The 20,596-nt window shown below is 74.9% G+C and carries 16 protein-coding genes; 12 read left to right on the top strand and 4 right to left on the bottom strand.

Going from position 1 to position 20,596, the window contains the following annotated elements; all coding sequences use genetic code 11:
* Positions 1–50: 50 nt before the first annotated feature.
* The 7 genes from ABWI07_RS33590 to ABWI07_RS33560 all read left to right on the top strand — a co-directional run bounded on the left by ABWI07_RS33590 (position 51) and on the right by ABWI07_RS33560 (position 8,370).
* Positions 51–3,137: an ATP-binding protein gene (locus ABWI07_RS33590; RefSeq protein WP_353821019.1), complete on the top strand. Its 3,087-nt coding sequence runs from the start codon at positions 51–53 to the stop codon at positions 3,135–3,137.
* Between the two features lie 68 nt (positions 3,138–3,205).
* Positions 3,206–4,744 carry an MFS transporter gene (locus ABWI07_RS33585; protein WP_353821018.1) on the top strand — a complete coding sequence of 513 codons (1,539 nt, stop codon included), beginning with the start codon at positions 3,206–3,208 and terminating at the stop codon, positions 4,742–4,744.
* Between the two features lie 125 nt (positions 4,745–4,869).
* The gene (locus ABWI07_RS33580; protein ID WP_353821017.1) at positions 4,870–5,784 is read left to right on the top strand and encodes an SPFH domain-containing protein; all 915 of its coding nucleotides are present in this window, start codon (positions 4,870–4,872) and stop codon (positions 5,782–5,784) included.
* A gap of 12 nt (positions 5,785–5,796) precedes the next feature.
* Complete coding sequence (locus tag ABWI07_RS33575; protein WP_149263590.1) at positions 5,797–6,036, top strand: type II toxin-antitoxin system antitoxin; 240 nt, start codon at positions 5,797–5,799, stop codon at positions 6,034–6,036.
* Positions 6,037–6,038: 2 nt separating this feature from the next.
* Complete coding sequence (locus ABWI07_RS33570; protein WP_149263591.1) at positions 6,039–6,665, top strand: GOLPH3/VPS74 family protein; 627 nt, start codon at positions 6,039–6,041, stop codon at positions 6,663–6,665.
* Between the two features lie 103 nt (positions 6,666–6,768).
* Complete coding sequence (locus tag ABWI07_RS33565; protein WP_149263592.1) at positions 6,769–7,458, top strand: lysophospholipid acyltransferase family protein; 690 nt, start codon at positions 6,769–6,771, stop codon at positions 7,456–7,458.
* Between the two features lie 63 nt (positions 7,459–7,521).
* On the top strand, positions 7,522–8,370 hold the full coding sequence (locus ABWI07_RS33560; protein WP_308800947.1) for an ATP-binding protein: 849 nt from the start codon (positions 7,522–7,524) through the stop codon (positions 8,368–8,370).
* A gap of 3 nt (positions 8,371–8,373) precedes the next feature.
* Here the strand turns inward: ABWI07_RS33560 and ABWI07_RS33555 are convergent, their stop codons facing one another.
* The gene (locus tag ABWI07_RS33555) at positions 8,374–9,804 is read right to left on the bottom strand and encodes an MFS transporter (protein ID WP_235037296.1); all 1,431 of its coding nucleotides are present in this window, start codon (positions 9,802–9,804) and stop codon (positions 8,374–8,376) included.
* Positions 9,805–9,911: 107 nt separating this feature from the next.
* Between ABWI07_RS33555 and ABWI07_RS33550 the strand changes: the two genes are divergently transcribed.
* Together ABWI07_RS33550 and ABWI07_RS33545 are read left to right on the top strand one after the other, a co-directional pair.
* The gene (locus ABWI07_RS33550) at positions 9,912–10,535 is read left to right on the top strand and encodes a TetR/AcrR family transcriptional regulator (protein ID WP_200842318.1); all 624 of its coding nucleotides are present in this window, start codon (positions 9,912–9,914) and stop codon (positions 10,533–10,535) included.
* A gap of 105 nt (positions 10,536–10,640) precedes the next feature.
* The gene (locus ABWI07_RS33545; RefSeq protein ID WP_353821016.1) at positions 10,641–11,882 is read left to right on the top strand and encodes an alpha/beta hydrolase family protein; all 1,242 of its coding nucleotides are present in this window, start codon (positions 10,641–10,643) and stop codon (positions 11,880–11,882) included.
* Here ABWI07_RS33545 and ABWI07_RS33540 read toward each other — a convergent pair.
* On the bottom strand, positions 11,872–12,936 hold the full coding sequence (locus tag ABWI07_RS33540) for a mechanosensitive ion channel family protein (protein WP_149263595.1): 1,065 nt from the start codon (positions 12,934–12,936) through the stop codon (positions 11,872–11,874). The two genes, ABWI07_RS33545 and ABWI07_RS33540, sit on opposite strands and share 11 nt — an antisense overlap.
* 162 nt (positions 12,937–13,098) lie before the next feature.
* Here ABWI07_RS33540 and ABWI07_RS33535 point away from each other — a divergent pair, with 162 nt between their 5' ends.
* Positions 13,099–14,763, top strand: coding sequence for a CocE/NonD family hydrolase (locus ABWI07_RS33535; RefSeq protein ID WP_353821015.1), 1,665 nt, complete (start codon positions 13,099–13,101; stop codon positions 14,761–14,763).
* Here ABWI07_RS33535 and ABWI07_RS33530 read toward each other — a convergent pair.
* The gene (locus tag ABWI07_RS33530) at positions 14,744–15,199 is read right to left on the bottom strand and encodes a peroxiredoxin (RefSeq protein ID WP_149263596.1); all 456 of its coding nucleotides are present in this window, start codon (positions 15,197–15,199) and stop codon (positions 14,744–14,746) included. The two genes, ABWI07_RS33535 and ABWI07_RS33530, sit on opposite strands and share 20 nt — an antisense overlap.
* Before the next feature lie 9 nt (positions 15,200–15,208).
* A complete protein-coding gene (locus tag ABWI07_RS33525) occupies positions 15,209–15,817 on the bottom strand; it encodes a histone deacetylase (protein WP_200842319.1) in 609 nt (202 codons plus the stop codon).
* A 166-nt stretch (positions 15,818–15,983) separates the two neighbouring features.
* Between ABWI07_RS33525 and ABWI07_RS33520 the strand changes: the two genes are divergently transcribed.
* Positions 15,984–17,231 carry a glycosyltransferase gene (locus ABWI07_RS33520; protein ID WP_149263598.1) on the top strand — a complete coding sequence of 416 codons (1,248 nt, stop codon included), beginning with the start codon at positions 15,984–15,986 and terminating at the stop codon, positions 17,229–17,231.
* Between the two features lie 101 nt (positions 17,232–17,332).
* Positions 17,333–20,284: a helix-turn-helix transcriptional regulator gene (locus ABWI07_RS33515; RefSeq protein WP_149263599.1), complete on the top strand. Its 2,952-nt coding sequence runs from the start codon at positions 17,333–17,335 to the stop codon at positions 20,282–20,284.
* Positions 20,285–20,596: the final 312 nt, after the last annotated feature.

Raw genomic sequence — 20,596 nt, 5'->3', positions numbered from 1 at the left:
GCGTCCCTCCGAAGGTCGGTGGAACCACCGTAATGCGGGAGAATCCTGGGATGCAGTTCGGCGTTCTGGGACCCGTCGAGGTCCGGGCCGGCGAGGCCGCCGTGCCGGTGGGCGGGCCGCTGGTGCGGGCGTTGCTGGCGATGCTCCTCCTCGACGCGGGGCGGATCGTCCCGACCGAGCGGCTCATCGACGGCCTGTACGGGGAGGACCCGCCGAGCGGGGCGGCCAACGCCCTGCAGTCGCAGGTGTCGCGACTCCGGCGGGGGCTGGGCGACGCGGCGCTGGTCGAGGGGACGGCCGCCGGGTACCGGATCGCCGTGCGGCGCGAGGACGTCGACGTCCACCGGTTCCAGCGGCTCGTGGCCGACGCGAAGGCGGCCGGGCGGCACGAGGCGGCCGGGCTGCTCCGGGAGGCGCTCGGCCTGTGGCGGGGGCCCGCGCTGGCCGACGTGTCCGCGCCGTTCGCGGCCGGGCAGGCGGCGCGGCTGGAGGAGGAGCGGGCCTCGGCCGTCGAGGAGTACGGCGAGGCGATGCTCGCCGAGGACCCCGGCGCGGTCGTCCCGGTGCTGCGCGACCTGGTCGACGCGCAGCCGCTGCGGGAGCGGGCGCGGGCGCTGCTCATGCGGGCGCTGCACCGCAGCGGGCGGCAGGCGGAGGCGCTCGCGGTGTTCGAGGACGGCCGGACGGTGCTGGCCGAGGAGCTCGGCGCCGACCCGTCGCGGGAGCTGGCGGACGTCCACCTGGCGATCCTGCGCGGGGAGGCTCCGGCGGCCGTCCGGCCGAACCTGCCGGCGCAGCTCACGAGCTTCATCGGGCGGGAGGAGGAGCTGCGCCGCGTCGGGAGGATGCTCGCGGACGGGCGGCTCGTCACCCTGCTCGGGCCGGGCGGCGCGGGCAAGACGCGGCTGGCGATCGAGGCGGCGGGGCGGTACGGCGGCGAGGCGTGCTTCGCCGACCTCGCGCCCGTCTCCGGGGGCGAGGTGGCGAACGCGGTGCTCGCGGCGCTCGGGCTGCGCGAGGGCGGGATGCGGCCGATGCCCGGCGAGCAGCCGCCGGACGCGGTGGAGCGGCTGGTCACGGCGCTGGAGGGGCGGCGGGTCCTGCTCGTCCTGGACAACTGCGAGCACGTCGTCGCGCCCGTCGCGGAGCTGACGCACCGGCTGCTGAGCGCGTGCCCGGAGCTGCGGGTGCTGGCGACCAGCCGGGAGGCCCTCGCGATCACGGGTGAGGCGTTGCGGCCGTTGCCGCCGCTGGAGGTCCCGCCCGCGGACGCGCGCCCGGAGGAGCTGCCCGGCTATCCGGCCGTGCGGCTGTTCCTGGACCGGGCCGAAGCGGTGCGGCCGGGTTTCGCGGTGGACGGGGGCAACGCCGGGGCCGTCCTCGCGATCTGCCGGGCGCTGGACGGGCTGCCGCTCGCGATCGAGCTCGCGGCGGCGCGGCTCAGGTCGCTGCCGGTGGCGGAGGTCGCGACGCGGCTGGACGACCGGTTCCGGCTGCTGTCGCGCGGCAACCGGACGGCGCCGCCGCGCCACCAGACGCTCCGGGCGGTCGTGGAGTGGAGCTGGGACCTGCTGGACGAGGCGGAGCAGACCCTCGCGCGGCGGCTGACGGTGTTCGCCGGGGCGTTCACGCTGGAGGCGGCGATGGGCGTGTGCGGCCTGGACGACGCCGACGACCTGCTGGTGGAACTGGCCGACAAGTCGCTGGTGCAGAGCGACGGGTCCCGGTACCGGATGCTCGACACCGTGCGGGCGTTCTGCGCCGAGCGGCTCGCCGCGGCCGGTGAGGCGGAACGCTTCGAACGGGCCCACGCCGAGTACTTCGCCGACCTCGCCCGCCGCGCGGAGCCCCACCTGCGGGGCGCCGGCCAGCTGGAGTGGCTGGGGCTGCTGGCCGCCGACCACGGGAACCTGCACGCGGCGCTGCGGCGGTGCACGCGCGCCGACCTGGCACTGGCGCTCCGGCTCATGGCGCCGCTGTCGTGGTACTGGTGGCTGCGGGGACGCGTCGAGGGCGCGCCGCTGGCGTCGGAGCTGCTGGACGTGGTCGGCACCGATCCGCCGGAGGGGCTCGACGAGGAGTACGTCCTGTGCGTCACGAACGCGGTGTCGGGCGGCGCCACGGGCGAGCGCGCGGTGGCGTGGCTCGACCGGGCCGCGGAGCTGCTGCGCGGCATCGACCGCCCGGTGCGCTACCCGGCGGTCATCGTGCTGTGGGCGCTGACCGCGGGCCCCGGACGCACCGACTACGACCTCTTCCTGCGGCAGGTCGGGGACGACCCGTGGACGCGCGCGCTGCTGCGGATGAGCGACGGGTTCCTCGCGCAGTTCAGCGGCGACCTGGCCGAGGTGGAGAGCGCGTGCGAGGAGGCGGTGCGCGGGTTCCGGGCCTGCGGTGACCGCTGGGGCACCGCCAACTCGCTCGACCCGCTCGCCCAGCTCGCCGACCGGCGCGGCGACCGGGAGCGGGCCCTCGCGCTGCTGGACGAGGCGCTGGAGCTGGTCGGCGAGCTCGGCGCGCTGGAGGACACCGCCGACCTGCTCTACCAGCGCGCCGCCGTCCACGTCCACGCCGGCGACCTGGACGCGGCGCGGGCGGACTACGAGCGCGGCGTCGAGCTGGCCCGCCGGGCCGGCACACCCGACAAGATCGCCGGGGGGTGCAAGGGGCTCGGCGACGTCGCGCGGCTGCGCGGGGACGCCTCCGAGGCGCGCCGGATGTACGAGGCGGCGGTGACCGGCTACTCGTCCGAGCGCTTCATCGCCGCCGGCGTGCGGGGCGCGGCGCTGGTCGGGCTCGGATGGCTCGCGGCGGACGAGGGCGACGCCGCACGGGCCGGGGCCCTGCTGCGCGAGGCGGTCGACATGTCGTTCGACCACCCGATCTTCGGTTACCAGGCGGACGCGGCGGTCGCCCTGGCGGGCCTGGCCGCGCGGGACGGGGACGGGGAGCGCGCGGCGCTGCTCCTCGGCGCGGCCATGGCGCTGCGGGGCGTCGAGGCGGCGGGCGACCCCGACACCGAGCGCGTCACGTCGCAGGCCCGGGCCCTCCTCGGCGGCGACGTCTACGAGGCGGCCTACGCCCGGGGCGCCGCCCTCCCCCGCGAGAAGGCCCTCGCCCTACTCACCGGCGGCTGACCGGCCGGCGCCGGCGCCGTCAGCGGACGGTGCGCGGACGGTCAGCGCGGCCCGCGAACCTCACGGGCATGAACTCCTCAGCCCGCAAGTGGGGCACCTTCGCGATCTGCCTCCTCGTCGCGCTCGTGCCGAACATCGACCTGACCGCGCTGAACCAGGCCGTCCCGCACCTGTCGGCGGACCTGCACCCCTCGGCCACGCAGATCCTCTGGATCGCCGACGCCTACGGGTTCGCGCTCGCCGGCCTGCTGATCACCATGGGCGGCGTCGGCGACCGCATCGGCCACAAGAGGCTGCTGCTGATCGGGACCGCGGTGTTCGCCGCCGCGTCCGCCGTGACCGCCTACGCGCCGAGCGCCGAACTGCTGATCGCGGCCCGCGCGCTGCTCGGGGTCGCCGGGGCGACGCTCATGCCGTCCTGCCTGTCGCTGCTGCGGCGCGCGTTCACCGAGCCGAAGGAGCGGACGATGGCGGTCGGCGCGTTCAGCGGCGTCGCCGGGCTCGCGGTCGGGCTCGGCCCCGTCATCGGCGGCGCCCTGCTCGACCACTTCTGGTGGGGCTCCGTCTTCATGATCAACGTGCCGCTGATGGCGGTGGCGTTCGTCGCCGGCGCGGCCGTGCTGCCCGAGTCGCGCAACCCCGGGCCCGGCCGCCTCGACCTGCTCAGCGTGCCGCTGTCGGTGCTCGGCGTCCTCGGCCTCGTCTACGCGATCAAGGAGGCCGCCGCGCACGGCGTGGACGAGCTCCAGGTCCCGGTGGCGGCGCTGGTCGGCGCCGTCTCGCTCGCCGCGTTCCTCGTCCGGCAGACCCGCGCGGCCGAGCCGCTGATCGACGTCCGGCTGTTCCGCCGCGCCGCGTTCACCGGCTCCATCGGCACCAACATGTTCGCGATGTTCACCCTGGTCGCCCAGTCGCTGATCTTCTCGCTGTTCTTCCAGCTCGCGCTCGGCTGGTCGCCGCTGAAGGCGGGCCTGGCGGGCCTGCCCGGCGCCGCCGGCGCCATGATCGGCGGCGCCGCGCTCGCCCCGCCGCTCATCGGCGCGCTCGGCCGCGCCCGCGTCGTCGCGCTGGGCATGCTGGTCTCCGCCGGCGGCTTCGCCCTCTTCACGACGATCGGCCTGCACACCTCATACTGGGCGATGGTCCCCGCGATGCTGCTGTCCGGCATCGGGATGGGGCTCGCGATGACGGTCACCGCCGACACCGTCCTCGCGTCGGTCCCGAAGGACCGCTCCGGCGCCGCGTCCGCGATCTCCGAGACGGCCACCGAACTCGGCGGCGCGCTCGGCATGGCCGTCCTCGGCAGCGTCCTGAACGCGGTGTACCGGAACGTCCTGGACCTGCCCGCCGGCGTCCCCGCCCCGGCCGCCTCCGCCGCCCGCGACTCCCTCGGCGCCGCGCTCCAGACCGCCGCGAACCTGCCCGGCGCCCTCGCCGCCGAGGTCGCCGCCGCCGCCCGCGACGCCTTCACGGACGGCATGCACGCCGCCCTCACCTGCAGCGCCGGCTTCGCCGTCCTGGTCGCGGCCTTCGCCCTGATCACCCTCCGGAACGTCCCCAAGGTAATCCCCGAAACCGAGGAGCCCGAGCTCGTCTCGGCCCGCTGACCTCCCTGGTCCCGCCCGGACGACGGGCGGGATCACGGTGTGCCCGGAGGATCCCGGCCGTTCCCCCGGACCGAAAAATGTGATATCACTTTGCTATGTCGTTGATTCGGGAGAGGGAGGAACGGATGGGGGACGCGGCGGCGGGGGTGGAGATGCCACGGCCGAAGACCAGTGAGCGGGCGGCGGCGGACCGGAGCGGGTGGGGGATGCTCGGGGGTGCGCTGCTGCTGGTCCTGGCGGGGGCGGCGGCGGTGGTCGCCGGGGTGCTTGTCGGCGGGGCCGCCGCCTTCTCGGTGGGGGTCGTGATCGGATCGCTGCTGGGGGTGGCCGGGTTGGTCGTCTCGGTGGGGCTGACGCCGGTGGCGCCGGGCGAGGCGCGGGTGCTGCAGCTGCTCGGGCGGTACAAGGGGACGGTCCGCACCGACGGGCTGCGGTGGGTGAACCCGCTGACGGAGCGGCGCAAGGTGTCGACGCGGATCCGCAACCACGAGACAGGGCTCGCGAAGGTCAACGACCTGGACGGGAACCCGATCGAGATCTCGGCCGTGGTGGTGTGGCAGGTGGCCGACACCGCGCGGGCCGTGTTCGAGGTGGACGACTTCGTGGAGTTCGTGGCGTTCCAGACCGAGGCCGCCGTCCGGCACATCGCGGGCAGCTTCCCCTATGACGCCCACGACCGGACCTCGCTGCGCGACAATGCCGACGAGATCACCGGGCAGCTGTCGGAGGAGCTGGCGCAGCGGGTCGCGTCCGCCGGCGTGAAGATCATCGAGTCGCGGATCACCCGGCTGGCGTACGCGCCGGAGATCGCGCAGGCGATGCTGCGCCGGCAGCAGGCGGGCGCGGTGGTGGCGGCGCGGCAGCGGATCGTGGAGGGCGCGGTCGGCATGGTGCAGCTCGCGCTCGACCGGCTGGACGAGGAGAACGTGGTCGACCTGGACGAGGAGCGCAAGGCGGCGATGGTCAGCAACCTGCTGGTGGTGCTGTGCGCCGACCGGGACGCCCAGCCGGTGGTCAACACCGGCTCGCTCTACCAGTGACCGCGGCGACCGGTGGCGGAGCGCAAGAAGATCCTGCTGCGGCTCGACCCGGCCGTGCACGACGCGCTGGCGCGGTGGGCCGGAGACGAGCTGCGCAGCACCAACGCGCAGATCGAGTTCCTGCTGCGCAAGGCGCTCGCGGACGCGGGGCGGATGCCCGGGTCGGCGGGACGGATGCGAAGGCCCGGGCGGCCGCGCAAGGCCCGGGACGACGACGAGGGGAGCCCGCCGGAGGGCGGGGGCGAGGACTAGCCATGGTCGATGTTCCGGACTCGCTGCCGGCGCGGATGTACCTGCTGGCGTACGACCTGCGCAAGCAGCGGATGACCAGGGGCGGCGCGCGGCTCGGCTACGTGCTGCGCGCCGCCGCGCTGACCGAGCTGTACCTGGACGGGCGGCTCGGCGAGGAGCGGCGCAGGCCCGTCCCGGGGACGCCGGGCGACGACCCGTACGGGGTGCTGGCTCAGATCGCGGCGTCGCGGCCCCGGTCGTGGCAGCACTGGGTGCGCAAGGACGCCCGCGCCATCGTGCCGGTGGTGCGCGAGGAACTGGTGCGCGGCGGCTGGATCAGGGTCCGCTCGCGCAGGGTCCTCGGGCTGTTCCCGCGCCACGAGGTCACCGTGAAGGACCCCCGGGTGGTGAAGGCGCTGTGGGGCGGGGCGTCGTCGGCGCTGCGGGGGCGTCCGGTGGCGCACGTGAACAGCTACGACGCCGCGGCCGTGGCGCTGGCGGCGGCGGGCGAGCTGAAGACCGTCCTGCCGGGGGCGGACCGGCGGCGGCACCGGCGGCGGATCGACGAGCTGACGGCGCGGACCGGGCCGGCGGCGGTCGCGGTCCGCAAGCTGGTCCGGCAGCTGAACGCGGCCGCCGCCGGGGGCTGACCCGCGGGGCGGGGCAAGTGCGGGTTCCTACAAGATCCCGGCCGCCGAACTTGTATCGGGCGCCAACGGCGGCGGTACGGCGCGCCCCATAGCCTGCTCGGACATGGACCCCGAACGCCTGATCTATCCCCTCATGAAGCATGTGGTCATGGGACCCGCGATGCGCGTCGCGTTCCTGCCGAGCGTGCGCGGCCTGCGGCACGTCCCGCGGATCGGGCCGGTGATCCTCGCGGCGAACCACCTGGCGTTCCTCGACTCGTTCGTGCTGCCGCTGATGGTGCCGCGGCGGGTCCACTTCCTCGGCAAGCACGAGTACTTCACCGGGACGGGCCTGCGGGGCCGCGCCACCGCGACGTTCTTCAGCAGCGTCGGCGCGATCGCGGTCGACCGGTCCGGCGGGCGGGCCGCGCTCGACGCGCTGGAGACCTCGGCGGCGGTGCTGGAGCGCGGCGGCGTGTTCGCGATCCACCCCGAGGGCACGCGGTCGCCGGACGGGCGGCTCTACCGCGGCCGGACGGGCGTGGCGCGCCTGGCGATGCGGACCGGGGCGCCCGTCGTCCCGGTGGCGATCGAGGGGACAGACAAGGTGCAGCCCCGGGGGCAGGCCGTTCCGCGGCCGGGCCGGATCGGGCTGCGCATCGGCGCGCCGATGGACTTCCGCGACCGGGACAAGGGCGTGCCGCGCGGCCGGGCGGCCCGGGAGGTCACCGACGAGATCATGGAGGCGATCCAGCGGCTGTCGGGCCAGGAGTACGTGGACGAGTACGCGCCGAGGCCCGCCGACCCGCGCTGACCGTCCGTCCCATGTTTCATCGCGGCCGGTGGGGCACAGTTCATGGGGACGGATGGAGATGATGTGGAAATCACCATGGACCTCGTGCTTCCGCGGGACGTGGCCAGCGTTCCGGCGACGCGAAAGCTCCTGGACGCGGCGCTCGCCGCGCTCGGTGTCGAGGGCCACATCCGCGACGACATCGAGATGATGCTGACCGAGGCGTGCACCAACGTGATCAAGCACGCCGAGCACGGGGCGGACTACACCGTGCGGGCGATGATCCAGGACCGGCGCTGCGTGATCAAGGTGATCGACTCCGGCACGGGGTTCGACGCCGCGCGCTTCGCGCCGCCCGACCCGTCCGCGGAGAACGGGCGCGGACTGATGATCATGCGGGCGCTGGCCGACGACGTCCGGTTCGCCTCGTTCCCCGAGGACGGGGCGCTGGTCGCGCTGGAGAAGCGGCTCACCTACGGGGAGGACAGCCTGGGCGGGCTCCTCACCGCCGACAGCGAACTCCCCCTCGGAGACGGCTCCCGGCCCGGCTCCGACGAGATCGCGAGGCGGCTGTTCGAGATGGCGCGCGCCGGCGACACGCGCGGGATCCTGTCCCACGTGGACGCCGGGGTGCCGGTGAACCTGTCCGACCACCGGGGCGAGACCCTGCTCATGCACGCGGCCTGCCACGGGCATCCGGAGACCGTCCGGGCGCTCACGCTGCGCGGCGCCGACCCCGACCGGGCCAACGACCTCGGCCACCGGCCGCTCGCGGGCGCGGTGTTCAAGCGGGAGACCGAGGTCGTGCGGGCCCTGCTGGAGGCGGGGGCCGACCCGCTGGCGGGGTCGCCGTCGGCCGCCGACACCGCGAGGCTGGTCGGCGACACCGAACTGCTCGCCTGGTTCGAGGAGGCCGCTCCCCCGCCCGCGTGAGCCTCAGCGCCGGACGCGCAGCACGACCAGCGCCACCAGCAGCGCGGCGGCGGCGAAGGCCGCGCCGGTCGCGAACGCCGCGTCCATCCCGTCGACGGTCCCCGCGAGGCCGCGGCCGGACGAGGAGGACCCGTAGGCCGTCACCATGACGGCCGAGCCGAGCGATCCGCCCGACCACAGCATGGTCTGCGCGACCCCCGCCGCCGCACCCGACTGCTCCGGCTCGACACTGCCCAGGATCGTCGCGTTCAGCGGCAGGATCGACAGCCCGCCGCCCGCCCCCATCAGGACGAACGGCGCCAGCAGCGCGCCGGCGTAGCCGTCCCCCGGGGACAGCAGCGACAGCCACAGCAGCCCGGCGCCGACGAGGAGCGTCCCGGCGACGACGAGCGGGCGGGCACCGAGGCGGGCCAGCAGCCGCGGCGCGGTCCGCACGACGAGGAACTGCATCCCCACCATCGGCAGGAACGCGGCGCCGGCGCGCAGCGGCCCGTAGCCGAGCACCTGCTGCAGGTACTGGGTGAGGAAGAAGAACGAGCCGAACATGGCGGCCGCCAGGCACAGCTGGGTCAGGTAGGACGCGGCGCGGTCGCGGCCCGTCAGCAGCCACAGCGGCATGACCGGGCTGCCGGCGCGGTACTCCACCGCCACGAAGGCGGCGAGCAGGGCGGCCGCCGCCCCGAACGCCGCGACCGCCCGGCCGTCGCCCCAGCCGTCGGACCCGACCCGGATCAGCGCGTAGACGAGGGCGGTCATGCCGGTCGTGGACACGACGGCGCCGAGCACGTCGAAGCGGCCGGGGCGGCGCGGCGTCTCGGTGAGGACGCGCGGCGCGGCCAGGGCCAGCGCCAGGCCGACCGGGACGTTCACGAAGAACACCCAGCGCCAGGACCCGGCCTCGGTCAGCACCCCGCCGACGATCATGCCGACGGCGGCGCCCGCGCCGGTCACCGCGGAGAAGACGCTCAGCGCGCGGACGCGGGCCGCTCCCGCGAAGTTCGTGGCGATCAGCGCCATCGCGCTCGGCGCGGCGACGGCGGCGGCGACGCCCTGGGCGGCGCGGGCGGCCAGCAGCCACCAGCCCGCCTCCGCGAGCCCGCCGGCCAGCGACGCGGCGGTGAACAGCACGATCCCGGCGGTGAAGGCGCGGCGGCGCCCGAACACGTCCCCGGCGCGCCCGCCGAGCAGGAGCAGGCCGCCGAATGCGAGCATGTAGGAGTTCTGGATCCAGGCGAGGCCCCCGGTGGTCAGGCCGAGGCCCGCCCGGACGTCCGGGAGCGCGATGGTGACGACGGAGGTGTCCAGGCCGATCATGAGCTGGCAGCCGACGATGACGGCGAGGACGGTTCCTGCACGATGATGGAGGGGCGGCGCGGCGGCGCCGGGAGGTGTCGACTCCCGGGGTGCGGCCGTCCGCCCGTGGGCTGCGGTCAAGGGGAACCTCTCCGGAAATAAGGAACGGCGAAGTACACTATGTGGGGAACGTACCACCGATGCGCGCGAAAGAGAACGCTAGCGTTCACTATTTTCGGGATCGTGCCGTGACTCCTGCGAACCTCGGGAACCCGGAGACCGCCGCGACCGGAGCGGCGCCCGCGACCCGGCGCCGCGGCGGCGACCTGGAGGCGGCGATCTTCGACGCCGTGTTCGCCCAGCTGGAGGCCGTCGGCTACCGCGGGCTGACCATGGAGGGCGTCGCGAACGGCGCCCGCACCGGCAAGGCCGCGCTCTACCGGCGCTGGCGGTCCAAGGACGAGCTGATCACCGACGCGCTCAAGCACGTCCTGCCCGAACCGCCGACCGCCCCGGCGACCGGCTCGGTGCGCGAGGACATGCTCCAGATCCTGGGCTGCCTGCGCGACACGCTGATCGCCTGCCGCGGCGCCGCGTTCCGGGTGCTGAAGACGGAGAGCGACGAGGGGATGGGCCTCGTCCACGACGTCGTGCGCGACCGGCTGTCCAGGCCCGTCCGCGAACTGCTCTACGAGGCGCTCCAGGAGGCCGCCGCCCGCGGGGAGATCCGGCCGGAGGCCGCGACCCGGCTGATCTCGGACGTCGGCCCGTCCGTGATGGTGTACCGGAACCTCACCGAGGGCGGCCCGATCACCGACGACGACCTGGCGACGCTCGTCGACGAGGTGCTGATGCCGATCGTCCGGCCCTGACGAGAGCTCGGTCCCGACCGGGGGCTCCGGCCCTGACGAAAGTCGGGGGCCGCGGCGGCCGTTCGTCCATGACCGGGAGGGGGCCGCGGCCGCGAGGCTGCGGGGATGCGATCACCTGTCTCCCGCCGCCTGCTCCCGGCCGCGGCCGTCCTTCCGCTCGTCCTGACCGCGTGCGGCGCCTCCGCCCACGCGGTGAAGACCGCCGGAGCCGCGCCCGCGACGTTCGAACTGCCCCGCCCCACCGGCCCGCACCGGGCCGTCGGGACGACCGAGCTGCACCTCGTGGACGCCGGGCGCCCCGACCCGTGGGTGCCCGGCCGGACCCGCGAGCTGATGGTCGGCGTCTGGTACCCGGCCGCCCGGGCCTCGGGGCCGGCGGCGCCCTACCTGCGGCCCGGGGTCGCGCGGGCGCTCTCCCAGGTCGACGCGCTCGGCGTGTTCAAGGCCGGAACGGTCGACTGGGCGGGCACCCGCACCCACGCCGCGGAAGGCGCCCCCGCCGACGCGCGCCGCGCGAGGCCCGTCGTGCTGTACTCCCCCGGGTTCGGCGTCCCGCGCGCGCTCGGCACCACGCTCGCCGAGGAACTGGCCAGCCGCGGGTACGTGGTGGTGACCGTGGACCACACCTACGAGACGGCCCCGGTCGAGTTCCCCGGCGGGCGCGTCGAGCCGCAGCGCCTCCCCCCGCAGGGCCCCGAACGGCTGAGGACCGCGCTGGACGCGCGCGTCAAGGACACCCGGCTGGTCCTCGACCGGCTCGCCGCCCTGCGAGGCGGCCGCAACCCAGACGCCGAGGGGCGGCCCCTCCCCCGCGGCCTCGGCCGGACGCTCGACCTGTCCCGGGTGGGCATGGTCGGGCACTCCGCGGGCGGCATCGAGGCGGCCGAGGCCATGCGCACCGACCGGCGGGTGGACGCGGGCATCGACATGGACGGCACCATGCAGTACGCGGAGAACGACTTCGTGGAAGTCGCCAAGACCGGGGTCGACCGCCCGTTCATGCTGATGGGGGCCGCCACGGGCGGCTCCCCGCAGACGCACCTGACCAGCCCGTCCTGGGGTTCGTTCTGGAGCCGCTCGACCGGCTGGAAGCGGGACCTGAACGTGCCCGCCGCGAGCCACTACTCCTACACCGACGTCCAGTCCGTCCTGCCGGCGCTGGACGAGAAGCTCGACATCCCGGCCGAGGAGCGGGCCGCCCTCGTCGGGACGGTCGATCCGGCCCGGATGACGGCGTCGCTCCGGGCCTACGTCACGGCGTTCTTCGACCGGGCGCTGCGCGGGCGGCACCGTCCGGTCCTCGACCGCCCGTCGGCCCGGCACCCCGACGTCCGGTTCATCGGCTGACCAGGCCGTGCGTCCCCTCGCCGTCGGGCAGGATGAGCTGGCGGCGGGGGTAGGGGAATTCGATGCCCTCCTTCATGAAGCGGCGGTGCAGCCGCTTGACGAACTCGTGCTTCAGGCGGAACTGGTCACCGAACTCGCTGGTCCGGAGGATCACGGTGAAGTCGATCCCCGAGTCGGCGAAGGTGTGGAACCGCACGAGGGTCTCGGCGTCCTTCACGCCGCCCTGCACCTCGCTCATGACCTCCTGGCCGACCTCGACGACCACGCTCTCGACGCGCTCCAGGTCGCTCTCGTAGGCCACGCTGGCCTGGATCAGCAGCGACATGTCCTCGGCGGGGCGGTGGTAGTTGGTGAGGATCGTGTCGGAGAACCGCTGGTTCGGGATGACCTCGATGTTGTCCGACAGCGTCCGGATGGAGGTGTTGCGCCAGTTGATGTCGACGACGTACCCCTCCTGGCCGCTGCTCAGCCTGATGTAGTCGCCGGGCTCGATCGTCTTGGACGCCAGGACGTGCACGCCCGCGAAGAGGTTGGCCAGCGTGTCCTGCAGGGCGAGCGCGACCGCGAGGCCACCGACGCCGAGGGCGCCGAGCAGCGGTGAGATCGAGACCCCGAGGCTCTGCAGCATGACCAGGACTCCGACGCCCATCACCACGACCCGGGTGATGTTGGCGAAGATCGTCACGTTGGCCGCGACGCCCTGCCGGGCCAGCGCGATCGAGGTGACCGAGCCCGCGATCAGGCGGGCCATCGCCAGCGAGACGACGAGGATGGCGGTGGCCGTGAGCACCTTGGCGATCACGGCCAGCGTGCCGTCGGGCAGCTGGAGGACCCTGGCCGCGCCCCACAGGCCGAGCAGCACCGAGACGGGCACCGCCAGGTCCTTGACCAGGCGGGCGGCCAGGTCGTCCCACGCCCAGCGGGTGTCGCCCGCCCGCCGGAACAGCCTGCCGGTCAGCAGCCGCAGGATCACCGCGATCCCGACCGCGATCACCAGCACGGCGACCGCGGCCGCCCCTCGCTGCCAGCTCAGATCGCCCAGGTGAACACCCATGACGCGGAAGATTCCTCCTCTGTCCGGCGGCTGCGCCGCATGCAAAAGGTCCGTTTTGCGGAGTTAGCGTCCACGATCGTAGTGAAGACCGGGGGCGCTGCGAGGCACATCACGGGACATGTGACTGCAAGGCCCGCGGACCTGCCGGTTACGATCGATCAAGTGGTGAGTGTGGGAGTGATGCGCCGGCTCGGGGTCACGGCGCTGGGACTGCGGAACGGCCCCCACCGGGTGACGGTCGAGCGGGACCTGGAGGTGCCCGCCGCCGACGGCGTGACGCTGCTGGCCGACCGGTACTCGCCCGTCGACGTCGAGCGGGCGCCGACGGTGCTGGTCCGCTCGCCCTACGGGCGGCGCGGGCCGTTCGGCCTCATGTGCGGGCAGGGGTTCGCCTCGCACGGCTTCCAGGCCGTGGTGCAGAGCGTGCGCGGCGGCTTCGGGTCCGGCGGCGTCTTCGAGGCGCTGGACGAGCGCGAGGACGGCCTCGCCACCATCGAGTGGCTGAGGTCGCAGCCGTGGTTCGGCGGCACGTTCGCCATGCACGGCCCGAGCTACCTCGGCTACGTCCAGTGGGCCGTCGCCGCCGAGGCCGGACCCGAGCTGAAGGCGCTGTCGATGCAGGTCACGGCGTCCACCTTCCGGGACGCCGTCAACGTCGGCGGCACGTTCGCGCTCGAGTCGGCGCTCATCTGGGTCGACCTGACCGCGCGGATGAAGAACTCCCTGTCAGGCATCACGACCGGCATCATGTCGCCGCGCCGCGCCCGCCGCGCCACGCTCTCGGGCCGCCCGCTGGCCGAGCTCGACCGGCTCGCGACCGGCGGGCAGCAGCGGTTCTTCCAGGACCTGCTGGTCAACGGCCCCGACACCCCGTTCTGGGACAAGCGCGACTTCAGCACCACCGTCTCGCAGGTCACCGCGCCGGTGAACATGACGGGCGGCTGGTACGACATCTTCCTGCCCTGGCAGATGAAGGACTATGCGGCGCTCCGCGCGGCCGGCCGGCGCCCCTACCTGACGATCGGCCCCTGGTTCCACGCCGACCAGCGCATGATGCGCGGCTCGGTCAACGACTCCATCGCATGGTTCCGGGCCCACCTGCTGGACGACCCGTCCGGGCTCCGCGCGCAGCCCGTCCGGCTCTTCGTCACCGGCGCGGACGAGTGGCGCGAGTTCCCCGACTGGCCCGTCCCCGGCATGCGCGAGGAGCGCTGGCACCTGCAGCCGGCGGGCGCGCTGTCCCCCGGCGAGCCGCCGGAGTCGGAGCCCGACTCCTACCGCTACGACCCGAACCACCCGACGCCGTTCCTCGGCGGGCCCACCCTGCTCGGCGAGACGCACCCGTCCACCGACCAGCGGCGCCTGGAGCGCCGCCGGGACGTGCTGACCTACACCTCGGGCGTCCTGGACGACGACCTGGAGGTCATCGGCCCGGTCACCGCCGACCTGCACATCCGCTCGAACCGCGAGCACACCGACTTCGTCGTGCGGCTCTGCGACGTCACGCCCGAGGGCGAGTCCCTCAACCTCTGCGAGGGCATGCGCCGCCTCGTCCCCGGCTCCCCGGAGCCGGGGGAGGACGGCGTCCGCCGCGTCGCCGTCGAGCTCTGGCCGGTCGGCCACCGCTTCCGCCGGGGCCACCGCGTCCGCGTGCAGGTGGCCAGCGGCGCCTACCCCCGCGTGGCCCGCAACCCCGGCACCGGCGCCCCCATCGGCACGGCCACCGAGATGCTCACCGCGGACCAGGAGATCTTCCACGCGCCCGGCCACCCGTCCGCGATCACGCTGCCGGTCGTCTCCGGCGGGGTCAGCCCCGACGTGCCCTGAGCGCCTCCAGGGCCTTGTCGGCGTGGGCGTTCATGCGGATCTCGCTCCTGACGACCGCGAGGACGCGGCGGTCGGTGTCGATCACGAACGTCTGGCGCTTGGTCGGCATGAGGGCCAGTGACCGTTTGACGCCGAAACGCGCACGGACCTCGCCGGACGGGTCGGACAGCAGCGGGTAGCCGAGCGAGTGCGTGTCGGCGAACTCCTTCTGCTTCGCGACCGGGTCGGCGCTGATGCCCACCGGGTGGGCGCCCGCCTCCGCGAGCTCGGCGACAAGGTCGCGGAAGTGGCAGGCCTCGGCGGTGCAGCCGGGGGTCATGGCCGCCGGGTAGAAGAACAGGACGACGGGGCCCTTCGCCAGCAGGCTGGTCAGGCTGAGCACCTCGCCCGTCTCGTCGGGGAGCTCGAAGTCGTCGACGACGTCACCGGGGTTCATGGCTCGAACCTAGCCGAGGAGGGCGGAGACCTCCCCGGGGGCCCAGTGGCCGCGCGCGCCGGGACGGGCGGCGAGGTAGGCGCCGGCGCGGGCGGCGGACCAGCCGTGCGCCTCGCGCAGGCCGCGGCCGAGCATCGCCAGGTAGGGCGCGGTGGGCGCGTTCGGAGGGTGCGGCTCGGGCGAGGTGAAGGTGAGCATGGGGCGGCCGCCGAGCTCCCCCACCTTGAGGACGGTCTCGTAGCGCCCGGGGCCGAGGCACTGGCGGCCGCGGGCGAGCGCCTCGCCGAGGTCGTGGTCGGCCCCGACTCCGCGGCGCATCTCCTGGGACAGGACGTCGCAGAACTGGCGGCGGGTGAGCAGGTAGGCGCGGGCCGCGGCGCGCCCGGGGAGGTCCGGGTCGTAGAAGGCCATGCCGCCGCCCCAGGTCAGGGACGTCAGCGCGAAGTAGATGCCGCCGGGGACCGTGACCGGGCGCTCGGCGCGGGCGGGCCGGGGGTCGCGGCAGCCCGTGTAGTGGCGGGCCCCGCCGCTCGGCCGCCCGCCGGCCAGGTAGCAGCGGAACCTGTCCCGGAACAGGTTCGAGCCGTACGCCACGTACCAGATCGGTTCGTCGTCCACCTCTCCCAGTATCGCCGCAGGTGAGCCGCTCGCGGAGGGGCACGGAGGTAGGTATTCCGTTTCGTCGGGTTTGACGAACAGGAGGGAGGGATAGGAAACTGTCCGAGCAGGTGTCTACGACGCAGATACCTCCGAGCTTCCCCTGTGTAGTCCCGGAGGATCCGTCATGCATCGCCCGCTTCACATTGCTCTGGTGTCCGCCTCCGACCTCGACGGCGAGCACCTGCAGTCAGTCCACGTCCGGGATCTCGCTCGTTCGCTGACCCGTCCGCTCGTCGCCGACGGTGAGCCGAACCAGGTCACGGTCTACACGCGCCGCCAGGACAGGTCCGCCCGCGGCCGCGTCCGGCTCGCCCAGGGCGCCGCCCTGGTGCACCTCGACGCGGGGCCGGCCCGCCCGCTGTCCGACGACGAGCTGCTCCAGCACCTTCGCGACTTCGCCGACGGGCTGCGCCGCCGCTGGTCCGGCTCGGCGCGCCCCGACATCGTGCACGCGCACGGCTGGATCGGCGGCCTGGCCGCCTGCGCCGTCGCCCGCGAGCTCGGCATCCCGTTCGTCCAGAGCTACCACGGCGTCGCCGCCGTCGAGCGGCAGGCCGGGCGCCAGGTCCACCCCCACCGCGACCGCCTGGAGAAGGCCATCGGGCGCGACGCCGACCTGGTGCTCGCCGCGCACACCGAGGAGGCCTCCGCGGTCGTGCGGATGGGCGTCCCGCGGCCGTCGGTCGCCGTCGTCCCCTACGGCGTCGACTCCGAGCTGTTCAGCCAGGTCGGCCCCGCGATGCCGCACGGCGGCCGGGCCCGCCTCGTGATGGTCGTCGACGACCTCGGCGCCGAGGTCGAGACCGCCATGCGCGCCCTGGTGCACGTCCCCGACGCCGAGCTGGCCGTCGCGGGCGGCCCGGAGCGCGAGGACCTGGAGCAGGACGCGGGCGTCCACCGGCTGCGGATGCTCGCCAAGGAGCTGCACGTCGCCGACCGGGTCATCCTCCTCGGGCGGCTGCCCCGCAAGTCGCTGCCGAAGCTGCTGCGCACCGCCGCCCTCGCGCTGTCCCTGGCCCCGCTCCAGCCGTCCCCGACGGCGCCGCTGGAGGCCATGGCCTGCGGCGTCCCCGTGGTGGCGACCCCGGCCGGCGGCAACGCCGACGAGGTCCTCGACCACATCACCGGCATCCACGTCCCGCCGGGGCGCCCGGTCGTGATCGGGCGGGCCGTCCGGCAGCTGCTGTCCGAGGAGACCACGCTGCACGGCTACTCCATCGCCGCCGGCGACCGCGCCCGCTCCCGCTACTCGCTGGAGCGGATCGCCGCCGAGACGCTCCGGGCGTACCTGAAGGTGCTGCCCGTCCCCGAGCCCGCCGAGGAGGACGAGGCGGAGCACGAGAGCGACAAGGCCCCCGCCCTCGCCGGCTGACGCGCACCGTCCCCACGGGCCCCGGACCCTCCTCGGATCCGGGGCCCGTCCACGTCCCCCGGGGTGGGATACTCGACCGGGATGACCAGAAGGGGCAGTTCGTGCTGATCGGCAGGGCGGCGGAGCTCGCCGAGCTGACCGCCGCGCTGGACCGCGCCGCGGCGGGCAGCGCCGGCGTCGTGCTCGTCAGCGGGGACGCGGGGGTCGGCAAGACGCACCTGGTGTCCGCGCTAACCGCCGCCGCCCAGGTCCGCGGCTGCACGGTGCTCGTCGGGCAGTGCGCCGAGCTGGGCGAGAGCATGCCGTACCTGCCGCTCACCGACGCGCTGTGGGCGGCCGCGCACGCCGGGAAGGCGGAGTCGGAGAAGCTGTGCGCCGCGCTCGACGCCCGGCCCGCGCTCGCGCGCCTGCTGCCGGACGGCGAGGGAGGTCCCGGCGCGGGCTCCGAACTGGGCCAGCAGCAGCTGTTCGGCGCGGTGCTCGGCCTGCTCGGGGAGCTGGGCGACGACCGGCCCGTCCTGCTCGTCCTGGAGGACCTGCACTGGGCCGACCGGTCGACGCGGCACCTGCTGACGTTCCTCAGCCGTGTCCTGCAGCGCGAGCGGGTCTGCCTCGTCGGCACGTACCGGTCCGACGACCTGCACCGGCGGCATCCGCTGCGGCCCGTCGTCGCGGAGCTGCTGCGGCTGCCGAACGTCACGGGGGTCGAGGTCCGCCCGTTCAGGCCGGGCGAGACCGCCCAGTACCTCGCCGAGCTGGCGCACGGGTCCGCCCGGGTCACGGCGCGGACCGTCGAGCGGGTGCACCGCCGGTCGGAGGGCAACCCCTTCTACGCGGCCGAGCTGTACTCCTCGGGCCTGGACGTCGAGGACGACGGGGCGGCCGGGCTGCCGTCCGCGCTCGCCGACCTGCTGCTGTCGCGGATCGAGCGGCTCTCGGACGCGGGCCAGCGCGTGCTGCGGGTCGCGGCCGTCGCGGGCCGCCGCGTCGACGACGAGCTGGTCCGCCGCGTGTCGGGGCTGGACGAGGCGACCGTCGGCGAGGCGCTGCGCGAGGTGGTGTCGCACCAGCTGCTCGTCCCGTCCGGCGCCGGGTACACGTTCCGGCACGCGCTGCTGCGGGAGGCCGTCTACGGCGACCTGCTGCCCGGCGAGCGGACCCGCCTGCACGCCGACTTCGCCCGGCTCCTCGCCGGCCTCCCGGCCGGCACCCGCGGGTCGGCCGCCGAGCTGGCGCACCACAGCCTCGCCGCGCACGACCTGCCCGCCGCGTTCGCCGCCTCCGTCCGGGCGGGCCGCGAGGCCGACCGCCTCGCCGCGCCGGCCGAGGCGTACGAGCACTACGACCGGGCGCTGGAGCTGTGGGACGCCGTCCCGGACCCGGAGGCCGCGGCGGGCACGGACCGGATGCGGCTGTCGCTGGCCGCCGCCCAGGCGTCCGCGCGGGCCGGCGAGCTGCGGCGGGCGGTGCACCGGCTGCGCCGGATGGTCGCCTCGGCCGATCCCGCCGACGTGCGGCTCGGCTGCCTGATGCGCGAGCACCTGGCCGCCTACCTCGGCGACCTCGACGAGGACGCGGAGTCGCAGGCGGTGGCGCGGGAGGCGGTCGCGATGCTGCCGGCCGACCCGCCGACCGTGGAGCGCGCCGGCGCGCTCGCCACCTACGCCCGGACGCTGATGTACCGGGACCCGGACGGGGAGATGCCCGGGTTCGCCGAGCGCGCCATCGAGACCGCGCGCCGGGCGGGTGCCCCGGGCGCCGAGGCCAGCCTGCTGGTCACGCTCGGCGTGTACCGCGAGTCGCGGGAGGCCGGCACCGGAGTCTCCGAGCTGTTCGCCCGCGCCCACGAGCTGGCCGCGGCGGCCGGCGACAGCTCCATGATCGCCATGCGGGCGCTCTTCCACCACGCCCGGTCGAAGTTCGACCGCGGCGACCTCGCGGGCGCGGTCCGCGCCGCCGACGAGGGCGTGAAGTACGCGGTGGACAACGGGATCGTCTGGAGCACGTTCGGCATCGTGCTGCGGTGCCTGCGGTACCTCGTCCACTACACGTCGGGGAACTGGGCGGAGGCGGAGCGGCTCGCCGACGAGTTCACGGTGCAGGTCGTGCGGACGCCCGAGGCGCAGGTGTCGGCGTACGCCCTGTTCCTGGAGGTCGCGCAAGGCGCCCCGACGGTCGAGGAGCGGCTGCGCTGGATCGCTCCACTGTGGGGCCAGGACGGGTTCCTCAACTACCTCGCTCGAGGGCTCGCCGCCGAGCACGCGCTGTGGCGCGGCGACCCGGACACGGCGGCCGAGCACGTCCGCGACGTCTTCGACACCATCTACGTCGACACGATCGGGGCGATCCGCGTGGCGGCGACCGGGCTGTGGGCGGAAGCGGACCGGGCGGCCCGCGCCCGCGCCGCCGGCGACGAGGAGGCGCTGCGGGCGGCGCGGGAGGCCGGCGACGCGTTCCTGCGGGTCGCGCGCAGCGTCGTGGCGGTCAACGTGGACGGGCGGCCCCGCACCTGGCTCGGCTGGGAGGGGCAGGGCTGGCTGGCCCGCGCCGAGGCCGAGCACCGCCGCCTGGACGGCGTCCACGACGTCGACCTGTGGCGCAGGACGGCCGACCTGTTCACCTACGGCGACGCGGACGGCGGGTTCGTCTACGAGGTGGCGCGGTCGCGGTGGCGGCTGGCGGAGGCCCTCGCCGAGAACGGGGACCGGGACGAGGCCGCCGTGCAGTGGCGGGCGGCCGTGCAGGCCGCCGAGCGGCTCGGCGCGAAGCCGCTGCTGGCCGCGCTGCGCGACCTCGGCGCCCGCGCCCGGCTCGGGACCGGCCGCGCGGGGCCCGCGGCCCGGACCGGCCCGTCCGGCCCGCTCGCCTCCCTCACCGGGCGGGAGCGGGAGGTGCTGAAGCTCGTCGCCGAGGGCCGCAACAACCGGGAGATCGCGGCGGCGCTGTTCATCTCCCCCAAGACGGCGAGCGTGCACGTGTCGAACATCCTCGGCAAGCTGAGCGTCTCCAGCCGCACCCAGGCCGCCGCCATCGCCCACCGCGAAGGAATCTGATCTTGCAATGGCGGACCGGGCGCCGCTAATCTGCTTTTCGTGACTGCCGGGTCGGCCATGGGCCACGAGCGAGTGAGGTTCCCGGCCTCCGAGTGAGGCCGGCGCGGGCCCGAGGCCCGCCTTTCCACTCCCCCTCTTTCTTACTTTCCGCGCGAGCGGCGCGCTGCGCTCCGAGCGAGCAGCGCCTTGCCTTCCGCGCACATAACGCGACGTCATCGGGCATGCCCGTTCTTTCGGCATGCCCTGGGCCCGCCTTTCCCAAGCCACGGCCGCATGCCCTTTCCGTGGCTTGTCAGCCATGCCCGAAAACAG

It is taken from the genome of Actinomadura sp. NPDC000600, assembly GCF_040492135.1.
GTDB lineage: Bacteria > Actinomycetota > Actinomycetes > Streptosporangiales > Streptosporangiaceae > Spirillospora.
The sequence above is the reverse complement of the archived record's forward strand: the minus strand, read 5'-3'. Positions and strand labels throughout refer to the sequence as shown.